Source organism: Lentzea sp. NPDC051838, assembly GCF_040681245.1.
In the GTDB taxonomy this organism is placed as follows: domain Bacteria; phylum Actinomycetota; class Actinomycetes; order Mycobacteriales; family Pseudonocardiaceae; genus Lentzea.
This window is the reverse complement of sequence record NZ_JBFAYI010000053.1, coordinates 1-19854: the sequence shown is the minus strand read 5'-3', so window position 1 is coordinate 19854 and position 19854 is coordinate 1. Positions and strand designations below refer to the sequence as shown.

Below are 19854 nucleotides of genomic sequence, written 5' to 3'. Positions count from 1 at the left end.
CGATTAGCGGGGAACGACCTTCATGAGGAGGTCGAGGGGATAGGCCGCGTTGGTGAACCTGGTGCGCACCGGCCGGTCGGGGACCAGTCGGTGGCGGGCGCAGACCGTCGCCGCCACGATGATGATCTCGGTCAGCGCGAAGTGGTTTCCGATGCATTGATGGATCCCGCCACCGAACGGGACGTACGCGCCCTTGGGCAGTTGCCGTGCGCGTTCGGGGGTCCAGCGGTCGGGGTCGAAGCGCTCTGGGTCCGGGAAGTGCTCGGGGTTGTGGTGCATCGCGTGCGGGCTGAGGATCACCTCGGCGCCCGGCATCAGCACGACGTCACCGACCTGGACCTCTTCGGCGGCGCGGCGCATGAGCAGCCAGAGCGGGTACTTGCGCAGGACCTCGCTCGCCACCTGGCCCAGGTAGGTCAGCTTCGGCACGTCGTCGACGGTCACCTCGCGCCCGGCCAGCACCTCGTCGACCTCGGCCTGCACGCGCCGCTCGATCTCGGGGTTCGCGGCGATCTCGTGGAAGATCCAGGCCAGCGCCAGCGCGGTGGTCTCGACCCCGGCGGACAGCAGCGTGATGACCTCGTCGAACACTTCCTGGTCGGTCATCGGCTCGCCGGCCTCGTCCCTGGCCAGCAGCAACGTCGACAGCAGGTCGCCGTGGTCGGTGCCGTCGGCGCGCCTGCTCGCGATGAGCTTCTCCACGATCGCCTGCATCCTGGCGATGGCCTCGTCGAACTCGCGGTTGGCCGGGATGGGCAGCTTCTCGACGAACCCCGGCGACAACGCGCGCAGGACCCCGTTCTTGATGATCACGAAGATCGACCGCTGGATCTCGTCGATCGCCTGCGCGCCGATCGCGGTGGAGAACAACGCCTCGCCGACGATCGTGACGGCGAGTCCCTGCATGTCGATCTCGAGGCGACGCACCTCGCCGGGGCGCCACGACTTCAGCAGGTCGTGGGTCGCGCGGAGCATGATGTCCGCGTAGCCCGCGATCCGGTCGCGGTGGAACGCGGGCTGCATCATCCGGCGCTGGCGCAGGTGGAACGGGCCGCTCGAGAGCGCTAGTCCGTTGCCGACGACCGGGCGGAACTTTTCGAAGAACCGCCCTTTGTGGAACTTCGGCGCATCGGTGACCAGTACCTGGTGCATCAGACGAGGGCTGGTGACGAAAAGCGTTCGCAATGGGCCGAGTTGAACTTCGACGAGTTCACCCTGATGGTGCAAATTCGCGGTGAACTCGAATCTTTTCCTTAGCATTGGCAAGGTGTGCCCGAGTAATGGCAGCCTGCCGGGCGCCACCGGGACGGACATCATCGCTCCTCGCGACGTGGAAAGAGGGAGAAGATGGACCACCCTATGAGTCGTTCGGGTCAGAGTGACAGTGCCCGATCGGGTGGCATGCGTTCACACTCGTGGCCCAATCGTGCGCGCTTTGTGCCTGACTAAGCTCGTGTGTCCGCTACCTGAAGAGGTGATCCCCGTGTCGGATGTGCAGAGCTGGGTGCCGCAGAGCGTCGACGTCTCCGTGCCGAGTGCCGCGCGGGTGTACGACTACCTGCTCGGGGGCGCGCACAACTTCGCGGTCGACCGCATGATGGGCGCCAAGGTCGAGGAGATGATGCCGACCGCGCGCAGCGGAGCCAGGGTCAACCGGGCTTTCCTGCGTCGGGCGGTGCGGTTCATGGCTGATCAGGGCGTGCGTCAGTTCCTGGACATCGGCTCCGGCATCCCGACCGTGTCGAACGTGCACGAGGTCGCGCAGGAGTTGTATCCCGAGAGCAGGGTGCTGTACGTGGACCGCGATCCCGTCGCGGTGGCGCACTCCGAGCTGATCCTCGCCGGCAACGACCGCACCGGCGTGCTCCAGGCCGACATGCGTGATCCGGACAGCATCCTGAACAGCGGTGAGGCGACGCGGCTGCTGGACTTCGACCAGCCGATCGGTGTGCTGATGCTGTTCGTCGTGCACTGGGTGCCGACCGAGGCCGACCCCTGGGGCCTGCTGAAGCGCTACCGCGAGGCGCTGGCCGGCGGGAGCTACCTCGCGATCTCGCACTTCTCCGACGACCACGGCAACGTGGCGGCCACGGAGGCGACCGTCAAGATGAGCCAGGCCGGCGGGGGTGAGATCGTCGAGCGCAGCCGGGACGAGATCACGGCGTTGTTCGGGGATTTCGAACTGGTCGATCCGGGAGTCGTCCGATACGCCGAATGGCGAACCTCAGGTCCCGGTGACATTTCCGATGATCCGCTGGTGAACGCGATCGCGTACGCAGGGGTCGCTCGTAAGCCATAGCGATTACCGATAGGGTGAAGTTGATTCACGCTCTCGGTTGCGGTGGGACCGACTGTGCGTGGGTAAACTGCCGGACATTCCGAGCCCATGACGAGGCAGCCCCGAATGCCCAAGCCGAGTCGCACAACTGACGTAACGCCGTCGTCCGAGGACCTTCTCCGGGCGAGGGCCGCCCTTGCGCGGAAATGGTCGTATCGCCTGCTCAGCACCGTGGCGATTCCCATGGGTCGCTCGGACCTCGACGAGGATCTGAGCGAACGGCTCGACGTGGTGTGCGCGGCGTTGCACGAAGAGCCGTTCGCCGTTGGGCCGATCGAGCGCGTCGGCGCGGAGCTCGTGGCGCTGGGTCACCTGGGCAAGCTCGGGCTGTGGTGCACCGCGGAGGTCCTCGGCAAGGGTCTGCTCGCGCTGCCGGAGTTCCGGCCCGTCGAGCGGTACGCGGAACGGATCGTGCTCGCGATCGGTGCCCTGGGGAGCGGCTTCACCGGCGCGAACACCGAGTCCGTGCTCTCCCAGCAGGAAGGCCTGCAGAAGTCGTTGCTCAAGGCCGTGCGCGACGCGAACTGGAACCTCAAGGAGAGCGAGGCCCGGTTCAACGAGGTCGTCACGTCGGCGTCCAACGGTGTGCTGATCGTCGACCTCGAAGGCCGGCTGCTGCGGGTGAACGCGGCGGTCGGCGACATCCTCGGGCACACGGCGGACGAGCTCACCGGCCTGCCGCTGCTCGACCTCGTCGCGCCGCAGTTCAGGGAGATGCTCAGCGACGCGCTGGCCGACCTCGTCAGCGGTGCGGCGGAACGGATCCGGCAGTCGCAGCGCATGCTCCGCAAGGACGGTGAGGCGGCACGGCTGACGTTGACGGCGTCGTTGTTGCGCGGCGCGGACGACGAGCCGATGCACTTCGTCGTGGTGGTCGAGGACGGCACCGAACTGGAGTTGCTGCAGAGCGAGCTCAAGCGGCAGTCGCTGCACGACGTGCTGACCGGGCTGCCGAACCGCCAGTTCTTCACCACGCAGCTGGAGACGGCGCTGCGCAAGGCCGATCCCGAGCACGGCATCACGGTCCTCCACCTCGACCTGGACGCGTTCGGCATGGTGTGCAACAGCTTCGGCGGCCGGGTCGCCGAGCGGTTGCTGCAGCACGTCGCGCAACGGCTGAAGGTGTTGCTGGCCGGCGAGAAGGCCATGATCGCCCGGTTCGACGGCGACGAGTTCGGCGTGCTGCTGGAGAACACCGCGACCACGCCGGGCGCCGGTGTGATCGTGAAGAGCATCAACGACGACCTGCTGCTGGAACCGACCTTCGTGGACGGTCACGGGCTGGCGATGTCGGTGAGCGCGGGTGTGGTGCAGCGGCCGAGCCGGGGCGAGGAGCCCGCGGACGTGCTGGGCGCCGCGGAACGGGCGTTGCGCAGGGCCAAGGCGGGCAGGCGCGGGCAGTGGGAGCTGTTCGACGCGGATCACGACGCCGAGGTTCGCCGGGACGACGCGCTGGCCGTGGACATGGCTTCGGCGTGGGAGAACGGCGAGATCACCGTGCGGTACCGGCCGATCGTGGCGCTGTCCGGTGGCGACGTCGGCGGTGTCGAGGCTGTGCTGCGGTGGGAACGGCCGGAAGGCGAGGTCCTGGGCCACGACCGGTGCGTCGCGCTGGCCGAGGCGACCGGGCTGATCCTGCCGCTCGGCGAGTGGCTGCTGAAGGTCGGCGCCGGGCAGTCGGCGTGGTGGCGGCAGCGCGGGCAGGTCGACCGGGCGCTGGTCGTGCGGCTCACCGCGCACCAGGCGTCCGACGCCGATCTCGTCTCCCGCGTGGTGGGCGTGCTGGAGGAGACCGGGCTCAAGCCCGAGCAGCTGGCGATCAGCATGCCGGCCGGGGTGCTGCTCGTGACCGACGCGGCCGACAACCTGAGCACGCTCGCGGAGATGGGCGTGCACATGGGGCTCGACGACTTCGGGCTCGGGCCGCTCGACCCGGCCGCGGTGTCGGACCTGCCGGTCAGGTCGGTGCGAGTGGCGCACACCCTGGTCGAGCGCCGATCCCCTTACGTGACGGCGTTGATGCCGTTGCTGGGCGGGGCGGGTGTGACGGTGGCGGTCGACGGGATCCTCAGCGCCGAGCAGGCTTCCTGGTGGCGCGCGGCGGGTGCGGACTTCGCGACGGGCGACCACTTCGGTGCGGCCGGGACGCCGACGGACTTCTTGAAGAGCCTCGAAATGCGATGAGGCAGGCGCCGTCGCGCCTGCCTCGGATTCGCCGCGGGATGCGGTGGTTGGAACCCCGGTGACCGGACGGGGTCGGGGTCACGTCCGGCCACCGGAGGAGTCTTTCTAACCGGTGAAGCTCGCCAGGGCCTTGGTGAACTCGTAGGTGCCCTGGTTGATGCCGCTGCACGAGTCGCTCATCGCGCCGCAGTTGCCCTTGTCCCGGTTGACGGCCCAGAACGAGACGCGGGACAGGTGCTTCGAGTTCGCCCAGCTCACGATGTCGCGGAAGTTCGCCGGGGTGACGGTTTCGCCGGTGTCGGTCTTGCCGTTCATCGAGGAGAGGCCGCTGCGCCGGTAAGCCGCGTCGTCGGTGAGGCCGTAGGTGGCCTTGATGTGGTTCTTCAGGCCGTCGACCGCGCTCTTGGTCCTGGCGGCCATGTCACCGCCGGTGCCGAAGTCGAACGGCATGACCGCGAACGTGTCGATCGGCGCGCCGAGCTCCTTGGCGCGGGTGACCAGGCGCTTGCCCCACGAGTTCGGGCCGGTGGACTCGGTCGGCATGGTGATGACGACCTTCACACCCGCGTTGTTCTGCTTGATGATCTTCAACGCGCCGAGCACGCGGTCCTGGACCGTGTTGTTCTCGAACTCCTGCGCCTCGATGTCGATGTCGATCGCCTTGAGTCCGTAGGCGTCGATCACCTTCTGGTAGGCGCCGGCGAGGGCTGTCGCTGACGTGCACTTCTGGCCGAGCTTGTTGCCGGACCAGCCGCCGATCGACGGGACAGCTTCACCGCCGGCCGCGCGGATGTTGCTGATCAGGGTCTTGTCACTGCCCGTCAGCGAGCGCGTGCCGTCCCACTTCGGGTTGCAGCCGCCGTCGCTGAGGATGAAGGCGAGGGTGAACGACTTGATGCCGGTCTGCTGCATCACCGTCACCGGGTTGGGCTGGCTGCCCCACTGGTACAGGTACGGCGCGGCGAGCACGGGGTTGACGGCCGCCTGCGCTTGTACGGGGAGAAGCATCGCCGTGCACGCGGCAGCGACGGCGCCGACGAGGAACCGCTTCATCAGTCCTCCAAGACTGCTCGGTCCAGGGCGGCGGAGCTGGCAGTGAGGGGGCTCACAACGTCTTCAAAAATGGACTAGACCACCTCTATCTGTCAAGAAGGTAGTCGAAAAACGGGTGCGGCCCTCCGGCGGGCGTTTCCGATCTTGTCGGTGTCGCGTGGTGAAATCGAGGCGTGGCACTTCCGCCCCAGCTGGTCCGCCGGAAGCCGGAGACGCGCCCGCGTCCCCGGTGGGACGCGGCTGCCCAGCGGGTGTTCGGGTCGCCGGGCTTCCTGCGGGTGCTGGGTGGGCCGGGCACGGGCAAGACGACGTTGCTGGCCGAGCTGGCCGCGCACGTCGTCCTGGAGGAAGGCGCCTCGCCGGAGAACGTGCTGGTGCTGACGGCGAACCGGCGTGCGTCGGTGGCGTTGCGCGCGCACATCACGCGGTTGCTGACGGGGCGGTTGTCGACGATCCGCGAACCTTTGGTCCGGACTGTCCACTCTTACGCTTTTGCTGTGTTGCGGAACCAGGCCGTGCTGCTGGGCGAGCCGCCGCCGCGGTTGCTGTCCGGGCCGGACCAGGACGCGATGGTGCGCGACCTGCTGGCCGGTGACGTCGATCTGGGCGCGTTGAACTGGCCTGAGCGGTTGCGTCCGGCTCTGGAGCTGCCGGGTTTCGCGCACGAGCTGCGGGATCTGTTGTTGCGCGCTGCCGAACGTGGGCTGGGGCCCGAGGACCTGGTCGAGCTGGGTGAGGAGCACGGGCGCGACGAGTGGGTGGCGGCCGGGTTGTTCGGCCGGCAGTACGAGTCGGTGAACCTGTTGTCCGGCATGGACTCCGCGACGGCCTACGCCCCCGCCTACGACGCCGCCGAGCTGGTGTCGTCCGCTTATGCCGCGTTCGTGAACGACGAGGAGCTGCTGTTCGGCGAACGGCGGCGCGTGCGGTACCTGCTGGTCGACGACGCGCAGCACCTCGACCCGATGCAGTACTCGCTGATCAAGTCGCTGGGGTCGGGTGCTTCGCGTTTCGTTCTCGCTGGTGACCCGGATCAGGCGATCTTCACGTTCCGCGGTGCCTCGCCGGAGATCCTGCGGGACGTGCCGGGGGAGACTGTCGTGTTGTCGCAGTCTTTTCGCATGATGCCGGAGATTCGCGACGCCGTGGCACGCCTGGCTTCCCGGCTGCCCGGTGCTTCCCCCGCGCGGTCTGTTTTGCCGGCCGAGGGTGAGGGGTCGGTGCAGGTGCGGCTGCTCGCGTCGTCCGCGCAGGAGGCGACGTGGGTGGCGGACCAGCTGCGGCGCTCACACCTGGCGGATGAGGTGCCGTGGTCGCAGATGGCCGTGATCGTGCGGTCGGCGACGTTGTCCTTGCCCGTGCTGCAACGGGCTTTGCTCGCGGCCGGGGTGCCGGTGGCGGTGGCGTCGGACGAGCTTCCGTTGGCGCAGCAGCCTTCCGTGCGTCCGTTGCTGGCTTTGGTGCGTGCTGCGGCCGTGCCCGGTTCGTTGGACGAGGACACGGCGGCGATGCTGCTGTCTTCTTCTTATGGTGGCGCGGATCCGTTGGCGCTGCGGCGTTTGCGCCGTGGTTTGCGTCGGCTGGAGATGGCCGCGGGCGGTGATCGTCCTAGTGGCGAACTGCTGGTCGAGGTCGTGGAGACCGCGGACCGTCTGGCGGCTCTGGAAGACGCCGAGTCACTGCCCGCGCGGCGGATCGGGCACCTGCTCTCGTTGGCGCGCAAGGCGATCTCCGCTGGAAGGTCCGTGGAGGTCGTGCTGTGGGACCTCTGGACGGCGACGGGCCTGCAGGACCGGTGGGTGGCGCAGTCGGCGCGGCGCGGCATGCCGGGCATGCAGGCGGACCGCGACCTCGACGCGATCGTGGCGTTGTTCGAGGCGGCCGCGAAGTACGTCGACCGGCTGCCGGGCTCGGGGGTGGCGGGTTTCGCGGACTACCTGGAGTCGCAGCGGATCGTCGGCGACACGTTGGCCGCGTCGGCTCCTACCGGCGAGGCGGTGTCGGTGCTGACCGCGCACTCCGCGGCTGGTCGCGAGTGGGAAGTCGTTGCCGTGCCCGGAGTTCAGGAGGGCAGCTGGCCCGACCTGCGGCTGCGGGGCACGGTGCTGGGAGTCGAGCGGATGGTGGACGTCCTGGCGGGCCTCGAACCGTCGGTGTCCGCGGTCGCGCCGATCCTGGCCGAGGAACGGCGGCTGCTGTTGGTCGCCGCCTCCCGGGCCCGGTCGAAGCTGCTGATCAGCGCGGTGCGCGGCGAGGACGAGCAGCCGTCGCGGTTCCTCGACGAGATCGAGTCGTCGTCCGAGGAGGAGCGCAAGCTGCACCGGCCTCAGCGCGGCCTGGTGCTCGCCGAACTGGTCGGCGAGCTGCGCCGGGTCGTCTGCTCGGACGCGGAGGACGTTGATCGCCGTTCGCGCGCGGCGGCTCAGCTCGCTCGCCTGGCCGAGGCGGGAGTGCCCGGCGCGCACCCGGAGTCGTGGTACGGCGTGGCTTCCGTGTCCACATTGGACGCTCTGTGGACGGAGGAGCAGAAGGTCAGCGTGACGCCGTCGACCATCGAGGTGATCACGAAGTGTCCGCTGCGCTGGGTCGTCGAACGCCACGGCGGCCAGGACCCGGCCGAGCTGGCCTCGGTCACCGGCACCCTGGTCCACGCCCTGGCCCAGGCCGCGGCCTCAGGCGCCGACTCGGCTCAGCTGCGGGTGAAGCTCGACGAGGCGTGGGCAGCCGTCGACGCCGGTGCCCCGTGGTTCTCCCGCCGCGAACGCCTGCGCGTCGAACGCATGCTGGACACCTTCCTCGCCTGGCTGACCATGAGCCGCGCGCAGCTCACCCAGGTCGCGGTCGAGGAGGAGATGGTCGTCGAGGTGCCGAAACGCGACGGCGGCCCGTGGCTGCAGGTGCGCGGCCGCGTCGACCGCCTCGAACACGACCAGGACGGCCACCCGATCGTCATCGACATCAAGACCGGCAAGAGCCCGGTCTCCCGCGAGGCCTCGCAGGAGCACCCGCAGCTCGCGGTCTACCAGCTGGCGACGTCATTGGGCGGCTTCACCCACATCGGCCTCGGCACCGAACCGGGCGGCGCCAGGCTGCTGTACGTGGCCAAGGAGGACAAGAAGACAGGCGCCGTCGAACGCACCCAGGCCCCGCTGGACGAGCAGGGCGTCCGCGCGTGGCTGGAGGTGGTGCAGGACGCGGCGGAGTCGGTCCTGGGGCCCGACTACACGGCGCGCGAGAACGCGGACTGCGATCGGTGTCCGGCACGCACGACATGCCCGGTGCACCCGTCGGGCCGCCAGGTGAGCGAGTAGGTGGGTGGGATCGGAGCTGCTCCGGCGTGACAGCCGCTACGGCGTGGCCACGCAGCCTGCTAGGTGCTGACCTGCGCGTTTCCCGCGTCCGAACGCTCGGCGAACACACCACCCTGGGTGGTGCGGACCCGAGCGGCCCAGGTAGGAAGATGTATTGGTGACGTTGCTCCAGAACCGCGACCGGACTGTCGCCCCGCGCGACATTCGGCTTGCCGAGGTTCGAGGGCAACGATGACGGTCAGTCCTTTCGAGATCGCCGAAGCGCTCGGGCTCAACAAGCCGACCCCCGAGCAGGCCGAGGTCATCGCCGCCCCCACCCAGCCGGCGCTCGTCGTGGCCGGTGCGGGCGCGGGCAAGACCGAGACCATGGCCGCCCGCGTCGTCTGGCTGGTGGCCAACGGCATCGTGCTGCCGGACCGGGTGCTGGGCCTGACCTTCACCCGCAAGGCCGCACGTCAGCTGGCCGACCGCGTGCGTGCGCGACTGAGGAGGCTGGCCGGGTCCACCCTCCTCGACGAGCTGGACCCCAGCGGCGAGCGGAAGATGGCCGTCCTGACCGGCGAACCCGTCGTGCTGACCTACCACGCCTACGCGGGCCGGTTGGTGACCGAGCACGGCTTGAGGCTCCCCGTCGAGCCCGGCGTGCGACTGCTCACCGAGACGGCCTCCTGGCAGCTGGCGCACCGCGTGGTGTCGACGTGGGCGAAGGACCTCGACACCGACAAGGTCCCGGCGACCATCACGGGCTACCTGCTGTCGCTGGCGGGCGAGCTCGGCGAGCACCTCGTCACGCCGGAAGCCCTCGAGGACCACGCGACCAGGCTCACCGCGCTCATCGCGAACGCCCCGCGCGCCAAGGGCCAGCGAGAAGCCCTGCCGGAAAAGCTGAAGGACGTCATCCGCGCGCAGCAGCTGCGGGTCGCGCTGTTGCCACTCCTCGACGCCTACCAGCAGAGAAAGCGGAAGGAAGCGGCGCTCGACTTCGCGGACCAGATGTCGCTGGCCGCGCAGCTCGCGGCGTTCAAGGAGGTCGCGGACGGCGAGCGCGAACGGTACGGCGCGGTGCTGCTGGACGAGTACCAGGACACCGGGCACGCGCAACGGGTGCTGCTCAGGAGCCTGTTCGGTGAGGGCAGGCCGATGCCGGTCACGTCGGTCGGCGACCCGGCGCAGGCGATCTACGGGTGGCGTGGCGCGTCCGCGGCGAACCTGCCCCGGTTCGTGGAGGACTTCCCGCCGGCGCGGAAGTTCGGGCTGCTGACCAGTTTCCGCAACCCGCCGGAGGTGCTGGAGCTGGCGAACGCGGTGTCGTTGCCGCTGCGGGAAGCAGGGTTGGACGTCGAGGAGCTCAAGGCGCGACCGGGCGCAGGGCCGGGTGACGTGCGGCTCGCGCTGCACGAGGACATCCGCCAGGAGCTCGACTGGATGGCGGACAACGTTGCCGCGCAATGGATCGCGCACCTCGACGAGGAAGGTGTGCCTCCGACCGCGGCGGTGTTGGTCAGGCGACGGTCCGACATGGCGGCCATCGCGGCGGCGCTGCGGGAACGCGGGCTGCCGGTGGAGGTCGTCGGCCTGGGCGGGTTGCTGGACGAGCCCGAGGTGCGGGATCTGGTGTCGGCGCTGCGGGTTCTGGTGGATCCGCTGGCGGGAACGGCGGCCGCGCGGCTGCTCACCGGCTCGCGCTGGCGGCTCGCGGCACGAGACCTGGCGGCGTTGTGGAGCCGGGCGCGGGAGCTGGCGGGAGTCCAAAGCCGACAGTCCGTTGTGGACGATCCGCTACTGGTGATCGCCGACGCGCTTCCCGGTGAGCACGCGGAACAGGCGGGGCTCGCGGACGCGCTGGACGACCCCGGCGACCCGGACGCGTACTCGGCGGACGGCTACCGGCGCATCCGCAGGCTCGGCGGTGAGCTCGCGATGCTGCGGCGCAGGCTGGACCAGCCGCTGCCGGAGCTGGCGGCGGACGTCGAACGCACGTTGCTGCTGGACATCGAGGCCATGTCACGGCCGGGCATGGTCGGGCGCGCGCACCTCGACGCGTTCTCCGACGTGGTCGCGGACTTCGCGGCGGCCAGTCCGTCGGCGACTCTGCCGTCGTTGCTGGACTACCTCTACGCGGCCGAGCACGCCGAGGACGGGCTCGAACCCGGCGAGGTCGAGGTGTCCGAGGACCGCGTGCAGATCCTGACCGTGCACTCCGCGAAGGGGCTGGAGTGGCGGATCGTGGCGCTGCCGCACCTGGTCAAGGACGTCTTCCCCGGCCGCAAGAAGTCGTCGTGCTGGCTGAAGGCGGTCACCGAGCTGCCCGCCGACCTGCGGGGTGACGCGCAGGACCTGCCGGAGCTGCGGCTGAGCGCGGGCTTCAACCGCAAGGAGGTCGACGAGGCGCTCACGATCCACGCGGAGGAGTTCGAGGACCGCAGGCTCGTCGAGGAACGCCGGCTCTTCTACGTCGGCGTGACGCGGGCCGAGCACACGCTCTTCATGTCCGGGCACTGGTGGGGCGAGGCGGGCGAGAAGCCCAAGGGTCCGTCGGTGTTCCTGCAGGAGATGCACGAGGTCCTGCAACGGGAGCCGGCGCCCGGCGACATCAGCGTGTGGGCCCCTGAGCCGGAAGCCGACACCCCGAACCCGCTCGCCGAGGACGTGAAGACCTCGCAGTGGCCCGCCGATCCGCTCGGCAAGCGCCGCGACGCCGTGGTCGAGGGCGCCGAGCTGGTGCTGGCCGCGCTGGACGCGTTGAAGAACGCCCCGCCGGAGCCGTTGCCGCTGGTCTTCGAGGAGCCGGAGCCCGCAGAAGTGGCGGACGACTACCCGCCGCCCGACGAGCCGCCGGACGACGACTTCCCGCCGGAACCCGAACCGCTGCCGGACGACGTCGTGCCGGACGACCCGGAGATGCCGGAGGAGGACGATCCGGAGGGCTGGGCGAAGGACGTCGACGTGCTGCTCGCCGAACGCGCCGCGTCGATGAACCGCCGCGAGCAGGTCCTGCTGCCCGACCACCTGTCGGTCAGCCAGCTCGTCGAACTGGCCAAGGACCCGGACCTGCTGGCGCGCAGGTTGCGGCGCCCGCTGCCGTTCCCGCCGAACCCGCTGGCACGACGGGGTACGGCGTTCCACACGTGGCTGGAGAACCGGTTCGGCGCGACGAGGCTGCTCGACATCGACGAGCTGCCCGGCGCGGGTGACGCCGACGCGGCACCGGACGCCGACCTCGAACGCCTGAAGGAGTCGTTCCTGCGCAGCGACTGGGCGGACAGGACGCCGCACGACGTCGAGGTGCCGTTCGAGGCGGAGTTCGACGGGATCTCGGTGCGCGGGCGGATGGACGCCGTCTACAAAGACCCGGACGGCTGGACCGTCGTCGACTGGAAGACCGGTGCGGTGCCGGACTCGGAAGCGCTGCCGGCGCTGTCAGTGCAGCTCGCGGCTTACCGGCTGGCGTGGGCGGCGTTGATGGGGGAGCCGCTGGAACGGGTGCGGGCCGCGTTCCACTACGTGCGGCACGACCACACGCTCAGGCCTGCCGACCTGTTGGACGAACAGGGGCTGAAAGACCTGATCAGGACTGTTGGCTAGTCTCCGCTGGCGCGTGCGACTCCTTCAGCACGCGTTCGTAGAGCACCTCGAGCAGCCACCGTCCGAACAGCGACGGCCCGAACTCGGGTGACCTGTCCTCCGGCGGCACCATCAGGTCCGCTGAGGACTCGTCGCCGACCACGACACCGATGCCGTAGTAGTCGAGCTCGATGAACGACCAGGCCTGCGACTCCCCGGTCCGCGGCAGCATTACCGCGCACGGCGCCAGCGTCAGCAACGTGCCGCACGACTGCAGGGCGCGGTCCGTCGTGGACTCGCTGACCAGCACGCCGACGAGCTCGACGGCGGCGACGGGCAGACGGTCGTGGGCGGCGGGTTCGAACCAGGAGCGGAACCACGACGGATCGGCACGGGGAGGCCACCCGTTCTGGGTTCTCCACTCGTGCACGTCGGGCAGCAAACGCACCACCGCGGACACCTGCTGGCCGAGCACGGCGACGTCGGGTACGACGACTCCGTCCCAGCCGAGCGCGTGCGCGGCGCGCTGAAGAAGCGTTTGCACAGGGCGCATCCTAGGGTTCCTCGCGTGAAAAATGACAGCGTTTGCGGGATACTTTGTTAAGGATTACCCAGGGTGGTCATGGGGCTGCTTTCGCCACTTTCCAGGCCCAAGCGACGAGTGGGATCTGCAGCGGCAGGCGACCATACGCCAGTGCGCGCGCCTTTGGCGACTTGGAACGGAAATCCAGAGCCATTTTCACGTTTGCCGGGAACACCGCGACGAAGAACGCGGCGGTGAGAACTCCGCCCAGCTTGCGGGTGCGAGGGGCCGCTACGGCCGTGGCCAGGGCCAACTCCGCCACACCCGACACGTAGGTCCACTGCCGAGGGGTGCCGGGCAGGGACTTCGGGACGATCGCGTCGTAGTACTTCGGCCTGGTGAAGTGGGTGACCCCGGCCAGACCGAGCAGTGCGGCGAGCGCCATCGCCGACCGCGCTCGGGAACGGTTCGGTTCCATGCGGTCACCCTGTCATGCCTACGCCGCGTAGGCGAGACGGGGCTGGCCTATTCTCCACGGGCGTGGCAGGTGATTCTCATCATCCCGAACGGGCCGCGGTCGCCGCGCTGAGCGACTCCTTCGTCGCCGGGCTCCGCGAGTGGATCAAGATTCCGTCCATTGGCGTCGATCCCGCACATCGCGTTGACGTGCAGCGATCCGCCGAGTGGCTGGCCGGTCAGCTCAGAGCCGACGGATGGCCGGAGATCGAGATCTGGGACCACGGCCCGGCACTTCCCGCCGTGTACGCCTGCTGGCCCGCCGAAGATCCGAAGGCGCCGACCGTACTTGTTTACGGTCACCACGACGTGCAGCCCGTCGATCCGGTCGAGCGCTGGCACCACCCGCCGTTCGAGCCTGTGACCAGCGGGGACGAGTTGTTCGGGCGCGGCGCGAGCGACGACAAGGGGCAGGTCGCGATGCACCTGCTCGCGGTGAAGGCACATCTGGCGGCAACCGGACAGAATGCGCCGAGCGTCACTCTGAAACTCTTCGTCGAGGGTGAGGAGGAATCGGGTTCGCCGCATCTGCGAAAGCTCCTCGAAGACCACTCCGAAGATCTTGTTTGCGATCTTGTGGTGTTCACCGACACGGCGTTGCACGAACGGGAAGCGCCCACCGTCACCACCGGACAGCGCGGAGTTCTCGGCGGCGAGATCACGTTCTTCGGCGGTACCGACGACGTTCATTCAGGACGGGCCGGCGGTGCGATCCCGAATCCCGCGACGGCGTTGGCGAAACTGGTCGGCGCGCTGCACGTCGACGGCAGGATCCAGTTGCCGGGCTTCTACGACGACGTCCGGGAGCCGACCGAACAGGAGCGCGCGGACTACGCCTCGCTGCCGTTCGACGAACGGAAGTGGCTGGCGCACAACGGAGGTGGCGCGCAGGCGTTGGCCGGCGAGCCCGGCTACACGACGCTGGAACGCCTCTGGATCCGGCCGACCGCCGAGATCAACGGTCTGAGCAGCGGCTACACCGGGCCAGGGCTGAAGACGATCATCCCGGCCTCGGCGACCGCGAAGATCAGCTTCCGGCTCGTGCCCGACCAGCTGCCGGAGAAGGTCGCGGACCAGCTGCGTTCGTTCGTCGCTGAACACACACCGGAAGGCATCCGCGCGGAGATCAGCTTCCGCGGCGACGGAGTGCCGCCGTACGCGATCAGCCCGGACGACCCGGCCAACGCGACGGTGCGCCAAGCGGTGGAGCTGGCGTTCGACCAGCCCGTCCGGTTCGCGCGGGCCGGTGGGTCGGGGCCCGCGGCGGTGCTGCAGGCGTGGCTCGGGGTGCCCCTCGTCTACCTCGGAGCGACCTTGCCGGATGATCGCGTGCACGCGCCCAACGAGCGCGTTGTAGTGCCACTGCTCCTCAAAGGCGCGGAAGCGGCGGCTCACCTGTGGCGAATGCTCCCCGAGAGGTTGGCTTGATGGGCCTGTCTGACGAAGCGTCGCACTCGCTCGTCGGCGTGATCAGGATGCCGGACCAGGCGCAGAGTCCTGGCCGCGCCATCCTCAAACGCGTCGTCGGCGCGATGGCGGCGTTGCTGCTCGCGGTCCTGATCGTCTACCTCGACCGGGACGGCTACCGCGACGTCAACGAGGACGGCGTCTCGCTGCTCGATGCCTTCTACTACGCGACGGTGTCTCTCTCGACGACCGGCTACGGCGACATCACGCCCGCGTCGTCGTCGGCCCGGCTGATCAACGTCCTGGTCATCACGCCGTTGCGCGTCCTGTTCCTGATCGTGCTGGTCGGCACGACACTCGAAGTTCTCACCGAGCGCTCCCGTCAGGCGTTGCGCATTCAGAAGTGGAGGCGGGTCGTGCGGGACCACGTCGTGGTCGTCGGTTATGGCACCAAGGGCCGCTCCGCGGTCGCCGCGCTGCTCGGTGACGGCGTCGAGCCGGGCTCGATCGTCGTCGTGGACACGGTGCAGGAGTCGCTCGACGCCGCGTCCGCCATCGGACTCGTGACCGTGCACGGCTCAGGCACGCGCAACGACGTGCTGCGTGTCGCCGGCGCGGCCAGGGCACGCGCGATCGTCGTCGCCCCGAACCGGGACGACACGGCGGTGCTGGTGACGCTGACCGCCCGCGAGCTCGCGCCCAAGGCGCAGATCGTGGCGTCGGTGCGGGAGCGCGAGAACGAGCACCTGCTGAAGCAGTCCGGCGCCGATTCCGTTGTGGTGTCGTCGGAAACGGCCGGCCGGCTGCTCGGCATGGCCACCGCGACGCCGTCCGTGGTGGCGATGGTCGAGGACCTGCTCACGCCGGACGCGGGACTCGCGATCGCCGAACGCGACGTCGAGTCGAGCGAGGTCGGTGGGTCGCCGCGGCACCTGTCGGACATCGTGCTGGGCGTGGTGCGCGGCGGCACCCTGTACCGGGTGGACGCTCCGGAAGCCGACGCGATCGAGCCGGGAGACCGGCTGCTCTACGTCAAGAAGGTGACTCCCGCAGGGGAGTAGCGGACGTGCCCGCCTCGGTCAGGCCGAGGCGGGCACTGGCTGGGTCAGATGTACAGGCCCCACGCCTGGTCGACGTACTCCAGGCAGTCGTACTGCACGAGCTGCCTGTTCTCGTCGTGCCCTTGGGCGAGCAGGCACTTGCCGCTGTTGACGTTCTTCAACCAGAACTTGTCCGTCTGACCGGGGTAGTCGTTGAACTTCCAGTACTGGTCGGGGTAGTCCAGGCACGTGAACTGAACAGCGTTGGCCAGATTGTCGACGCCGAAGACGATCAGGCATTTGCCGCTGTTCTCGTTGCGGATCTGGAACTGGTTGTTGCCCTTTTCGACGATGCTCCACTTCTGGTCCGCGTAGGGCAGGCAGGTGTGCTGGACGGCACCCGCGTGGTCGGCCCCGCCGAAGACCAGAAGGCACTTGCCGCTGTTCAGGTTCTGCAGCCAGGCGTTGTTGAGCTCGGCCGCCCCGGCCGGTTGAACGGTGCCGAACAAGGCGGACACCAGTCCGAAAAATGCGATCGCAATTAGCGCAGTTGCACGCTTCACAGAGCCCCCCAGGCTGAATGGTACGGAGGCCACGATATGGGGGAGTCGTGCGGAGCGGAATAGGCCGAACGGAGCTAAGAAACCGGCTCCTGACGAGGAGTCGGAAGGACCGCGGGCGCACGCAGAGGCGCGTAGCGGAAGAGGAACGCGTAGAAGCCGCCCGCCAGCGCGGCCATGCACAGCAGCAGGGCGGTGAGGCGGCGTCCGACCGGCAGCCCGACGGGGACCGAGGCGGCCGAGGACACCATGTCGGTGCCGGTGTTCACGATCTCGACGGTCTCGCCCTTGCTGTGGCCGCAGCCGTCGAGCTTGGCCTGTTTCTTCTCGCCGTTCGCGTCCCACTCGACCGTGTCCATGCCCTGGCCGCACGACGCGGTCTCGACGACGGTCGCGGTCACGGGTCTGGGAGGTTCCTCGGCGCCGAGCACCTTGGCAGGCACTAAAAGCGCGACCGCGACCCCGATCCCGACCAGTCCGACGACCAGCAGGATGAACACCCATCTGTCCGGGCTTCGCGGAACCGCCACACTGCGATGTTCGCAGACGCGGCGGTCCGCGTGGAGGCCAGGTTTACTTCGGCAGCTGGCGCAGCTGCTCGACCTTGATGGTCTTGCCGTCGGACACCGTTCCGGTGATCGCCACGAGGTCGCCGTTCTTCGGCTTCTCGTTCACCGCGGACAGGTCGAGCGGCGTCTGCAGGCCGTCGACCTGCACCAACGTGGCGTTGTTGCCGTTGACGTCCTTCACGGTGCCCTGCTCGTGGGCCTTGGCCAGCGCCACGTTCAGCGCCTTGCCGTCCTTCACCCGCACGGTGACGCGCTGGTCGGCCTTGAGGCCGTTGAGGTCGCCGCCGCGCAGCTTCGTCGAGCCGTCAGTGGTCAACGACACCTCGCCGCCGTCGTCCTTGGTGATGGTGAGCTTGCCGGACTCGACCGACTTCACCCGTCCGACGACGAGCGTGCTGTCCTTCAGGTTTCCTGCCTTGCCGGGGCGGCCGGGCTTGCCGGGGCCGCCGGGGTGGCGCTCCGCGAACGCCGCGGGCGGGCCATCGGGGTTGTCGGCCGCCGTCGCGACCGCGATGCCGCCGACGGTGAGCCCGGCGGCCGCGACGAGGGCGCCGGCCCACGCAGATTTCTTCGACATGCGCCTCAGGGTGCGCGTGCATTCTGAGCGTGAGCTGAAGGCGAGTCGCCCGAAGTCCGGATGATCAGCAGAATGGTGAGGTGTCCGCCAGGGTGTTGGTGATCGAGGACGCCGAGGCGATCGGCGCCGCGGTGTCGTCCGCGTTGCGCGAGTCCGGCTACGAGGTGCAGCACCGGCTGGACGGGCGTCAGCTCGAGGCCGACCTGGGGCGGTTCCGGCCTGACCTGGTGGTTCTGGACGTGATGTTGCCCGGGCGGGACGGTTTCGCGCTGTTGGAGGTGATCCGGCGGTCGTCCGGTGCCGGCGTGGTGATGCTGACCGCGCGGGACGGCGTGCCCGACCGGTTGCGCGGGCTGTCCGGCGGGGCCGACGACTACGTCGGGAAGCCGTTCGTGCTGGCCGAGCTGGTGGCTCGGGTGTCGGCCGTGCTGCGTCGGCTCGGCAGGACGCCGTCGACCGTGCAGGTCGGAGATCTCGTCGTGGACGCCGACGCCGGTGTCGTGATGCGGGCGGATCAGGCGATCGAGCTGACGGCCACAGAGCTTCGGTTGCTGGTGTACCTGGCTGCCCAGCGCGGGCGGGTGGTGTCCAAGACGCAGATCCTGACCGCGGTGTGGGGGTACGAGGACTACGACCCCAACCTGGTCGAGGTGCACATTTCCGCTGTCCGGCGGAAGTTGGAGGAGCACGGGGGACGGTTGGTGCACACCGTGCGCGGGCTGGGGTACGTGTTGCGGGCCGACGAATGAGCCTTCGCACGGTCTCGTTGCGGCGCCGGGTTGCTGTTTCCGTGCTGCTGGTGCTCTTCCTGGTGTTGGTGGCGCTCGTCATCTCGGTCGACCGGACGTTCGAGGGGCAGTCCAACAAGGACGTCGACCTGGTGTTGCGCGATGCCGAGTCGCGCGCCGTGGCGTTGATGATGCGTCAGGTGCCTCCTCGGGAAATCGTGCGGCAGCTGACCAAGAAGAACTTGCACGTGACCGTCGAGCTGCAGAACGGGACCCGGTTCGGTGAGGCTCCCGAGGACGGGCCGTACTCCCGGAAGAACTCGTCGATTCGTGGCGCTCGGTTCACGTTCTACGCCGATACCGAGGCCATTTCTCAGGCGCAGGGACGGTTGCGGAAGCTGCTGATCATGTTGGGGCTCGGGGCCATCGTGGTCACCGGAGTGCTGATGATCTGGGTGGTTCGGCGGGCGTTGGCGCCGCTGGATGCCATGACTTCGTTGGCGGAGGCTATTGCGTCCGGGCATCGGGGTGGGCGGTTGAACCCGACTCGTACTGATACCGAGTTGGGGCGTACGGCTGCTGCTTTTGACGGGATGCTGGACTCGTTGGAAGGGTCGGAGCAGCGGACTCGGCGGTTTGTCGCTGATGCTGCTCATGAGCTTCGTACGCCTATCACCGGGGTGCAGGCCGTGGCTGAGGCGTTGGTTGCCGCGCCTGTGGATTCTCCTGATCGGGATCAGATGTCGTTCTTGCTCGTTCGGGAGGCTCGGCGGGCTGGGCGGTTGGTGGACGATCTGCTGGCGTTGGCTCAGTTGGATGCCGGGTATGAGATGCAGGCCGAGCCTGTGGATTTGGTTGGGCTGGCGATGGCTGAGGTTGCTCGTACTCGGTTTGTTGCTCCCGATTTTGACATTGCTGTTGATGCTGAGGTTGCTTCTGCTGTTGTTGTTGGGGATGGGCAGAGGTTGGCTCAGGTGTTGGTGAATTTGGTGGATAATGCTCGGCAGGCTTGTGGGCCTTCTGGGGTTGTTCGGATTTCTGTGGATTCTGGTGGGTTTACTGTATTGGATGATGGGCCTGGGGTTCCGGAGGCTGAGCGGGAGCGGATATTTGACCGGTTGGTTCGGTTGGATGATGCTCGGGATCGGCGGAATGGGGGGTCTGGGTTGGGGCTTGCCATCGCTCGGGGGGTTGTTCGGGCGCATGGTGGGGAGTTGAGTTGTTTGGCCTCTGAGGGTGGGGCCGTTTTTCGGGTTTCGTTGCCTGGGGTTGTTGTTGGGGGGTTGGAGCCGCCTTCGGCGGGCGCGGGCGTTTCGTAGGTCGTCTCCCTGGTTCGTTGGCGGGTTCCTGTTTGTTGTTCGTAGGTGGGCACGTGCCGTGCGTATCTGGCGGTTGCGTTCTGGGAGCTCTGCCCCAGACCCCGCCAATCTGATCAAAGACCCACCAGCGCCGTGGGTGGGTTGATGGCACGCCTGTTGCTTTGG

At 68.7% G+C, this 19854-nt stretch carries 15 protein-coding genes; 8 read left to right on the top strand and 7 right to left on the bottom strand.

Annotated features, from left to right (window positions below; all coding sequences use genetic code 11):
* Positions 1–3 precede the first annotated feature (3 nt).
* Positions 4–1314 carry a cytochrome P450 gene (locus AB0M24_RS46180; RefSeq protein ID WP_363781296.1) on the bottom strand — a complete coding sequence of 437 codons (1311 nt, stop codon included), beginning with the start codon at positions 1312–1314 and terminating at the stop codon, positions 4–6.
* Positions 1315–1483: 169 nt separating this feature from the next.
* On the opposite strand from AB0M24_RS46180, the gene AB0M24_RS46175 reads away from it, so the two are divergent.
* Positions 1484–2299 (top strand): SAM-dependent methyltransferase, encoded by an 816-nt coding sequence (locus tag AB0M24_RS46175; RefSeq protein ID WP_363781294.1) that lies wholly within the window; start codon positions 1484–1486, stop codon positions 2297–2299.
* A gap of 222 nt (positions 2300–2521) precedes the next feature.
* Positions 2522–4522, top strand: a complete 2001-nt coding sequence (locus AB0M24_RS46170; protein WP_363781292.1) for an EAL domain-containing protein — start codon at positions 2522–2524, stop codon at positions 4520–4522.
* Between the two features lie 105 nt (positions 4523–4627).
* Here AB0M24_RS46170 and AB0M24_RS46165 read toward each other — a convergent pair whose 3' ends face one another.
* On the bottom strand, positions 4628–5575 hold the full coding sequence (locus AB0M24_RS46165) for a chitinase (protein ID WP_363781290.1): 948 nt from the start codon (positions 5573–5575) through the stop codon (positions 4628–4630).
* A gap of 173 nt (positions 5576–5748) precedes the next feature.
* Between AB0M24_RS46165 and AB0M24_RS46160 the strand changes: the two genes are divergently transcribed.
* A complete protein-coding gene (locus AB0M24_RS46160; RefSeq protein ID WP_363781288.1) occupies positions 5749–8886 on the top strand; it encodes an ATP-dependent DNA helicase in 3138 nt (1045 codons plus the stop codon).
* Positions 8887–9117: 231 nt separating this feature from the next.
* On the top strand, positions 9118–12471 hold the full coding sequence (locus AB0M24_RS46155; protein WP_363781286.1) for an ATP-dependent DNA helicase: 3354 nt from the start codon (positions 9118–9120) through the stop codon (positions 12469–12471).
* Here AB0M24_RS46155 and AB0M24_RS46150 read toward each other — a convergent pair.
* Together AB0M24_RS46150 and AB0M24_RS46145 are read right to left on the bottom strand one after the other, a co-directional pair.
* The gene (locus AB0M24_RS46150; RefSeq protein WP_363781284.1) at positions 12455–12994 is read right to left on the bottom strand and encodes a hypothetical protein; all 540 of its coding nucleotides are present in this window, start codon (positions 12992–12994) and stop codon (positions 12455–12457) included. The two genes, AB0M24_RS46155 and AB0M24_RS46150, sit on opposite strands and share 17 nt — an antisense overlap.
* Positions 12995–13070: 76 nt before the next feature.
* Positions 13071–13451 (bottom strand): hypothetical protein, encoded by a 381-nt coding sequence (locus AB0M24_RS46145; protein WP_363781282.1) that lies wholly within the window; start codon positions 13449–13451, stop codon positions 13071–13073.
* A 62-nt stretch (positions 13452–13513) separates the two neighbouring features.
* Between AB0M24_RS46145 and AB0M24_RS46140 the strand changes: the two genes are divergently transcribed.
* Both AB0M24_RS46140 and AB0M24_RS46135 read left to right on the top strand, forming a co-directional pair.
* Positions 13514–14917: a M20/M25/M40 family metallo-hydrolase gene (locus tag AB0M24_RS46140; RefSeq protein ID WP_363781280.1), complete on the top strand. Its 1404-nt coding sequence runs from the start codon at positions 13514–13516 to the stop codon at positions 14915–14917.
* Entirely contained in the window at positions 14917–15957 is a 1041-nt protein-coding gene (locus AB0M24_RS46135) for a potassium channel family protein (RefSeq protein ID WP_363781278.1), read from the top strand. The genes AB0M24_RS46140 and AB0M24_RS46135 overlap by 1 nt, the downstream gene beginning before the upstream one ends.
* Positions 15958–16001: 44 nt before the next feature.
* Here the strand turns inward: AB0M24_RS46135 and AB0M24_RS46130 are convergent, their stop codons facing one another.
* The 3 genes from AB0M24_RS46130 to AB0M24_RS46120 all read right to left on the bottom strand — a co-directional run bounded on the left by AB0M24_RS46130 (position 16002) and on the right by AB0M24_RS46120 (position 17642).
* Positions 16002–16454 carry an RICIN domain-containing protein gene (locus tag AB0M24_RS46130; RefSeq protein WP_363781276.1) on the bottom strand — a complete coding sequence of 151 codons (453 nt, stop codon included), beginning with the start codon at positions 16452–16454 and terminating at the stop codon, positions 16002–16004.
* 119 nt (positions 16455–16573) lie between these two features.
* Positions 16574–17026, bottom strand: a complete 453-nt coding sequence (locus AB0M24_RS46125) for a hypothetical protein (RefSeq protein ID WP_363781274.1) — start codon at positions 17024–17026, stop codon at positions 16574–16576.
* A gap of 43 nt (positions 17027–17069) precedes the next feature.
* Complete coding sequence (locus AB0M24_RS46120) at positions 17070–17642, bottom strand: hypothetical protein (protein ID WP_363781272.1); 573 nt, start codon at positions 17640–17642, stop codon at positions 17070–17072.
* Positions 17643–17722: 80 nt separating this feature from the next.
* Between AB0M24_RS46120 and AB0M24_RS46115 the strand changes: the two genes are divergently transcribed.
* Together AB0M24_RS46115 and AB0M24_RS46110 are read left to right on the top strand one after the other, a co-directional pair.
* The gene (locus AB0M24_RS46115) at positions 17723–18391 is read left to right on the top strand and encodes a response regulator transcription factor (RefSeq protein WP_355555120.1); all 669 of its coding nucleotides are present in this window, start codon (positions 17723–17725) and stop codon (positions 18389–18391) included.
* Between the two features lie 41 nt (positions 18392–18432).
* Positions 18433–19689: a HAMP domain-containing sensor histidine kinase gene (locus tag AB0M24_RS46110; protein ID WP_363781270.1), complete on the top strand. Its 1257-nt coding sequence runs from the start codon at positions 18433–18435 to the stop codon at positions 19687–19689.
* Positions 19690–19854 lie beyond the last annotated feature (165 nt).

What these genes read in the sequence shown, in the direction of transcription:
- AB0M24_RS46145 (WP_363781282.1), bottom strand. Translation starts at nt 13,451, where the DNA reads ATGGAACCGAACCGTTCCCGAGCGCGGTCGGCGATGGCGCTCGCCGCA.
- AB0M24_RS46135 (WP_363781278.1), top strand. Translation starts at nt 14,917, where the DNA reads ATGGGCCTGTCTGACGAAGCGTCGCACTCGCTCGTCGGCGTGATCAGG.
- AB0M24_RS46165 (WP_363781290.1), bottom strand. Translation starts at nt 5,575, where the DNA reads ATGAAGCGGTTCCTCGTCGGCGCCGTCGCTGCCGCGTGCACGGCGATG.
- AB0M24_RS46180 (WP_363781296.1), bottom strand. Translation starts at nt 1,314, where the DNA reads ATGTCCGTCCCGGTGGCGCCCGGCAGGCTGCCATTACTCGGGCACACC.
- AB0M24_RS46170 (WP_363781292.1), top strand. Translation starts at nt 2,522, where the DNA reads ATGGGTCGCTCGGACCTCGACGAGGATCTGAGCGAACGGCTCGACGTG.
- AB0M24_RS46155 (WP_363781286.1), top strand. Translation starts at nt 9,118, where the DNA reads ATGACGGTCAGTCCTTTCGAGATCGCCGAAGCGCTCGGGCTCAACAAG.
- AB0M24_RS46120 (WP_363781272.1), bottom strand. Translation starts at nt 17,642, where the DNA reads ATGTCGAAGAAATCTGCGTGGGCCGGCGCCCTCGTCGCGGCCGCCGGG.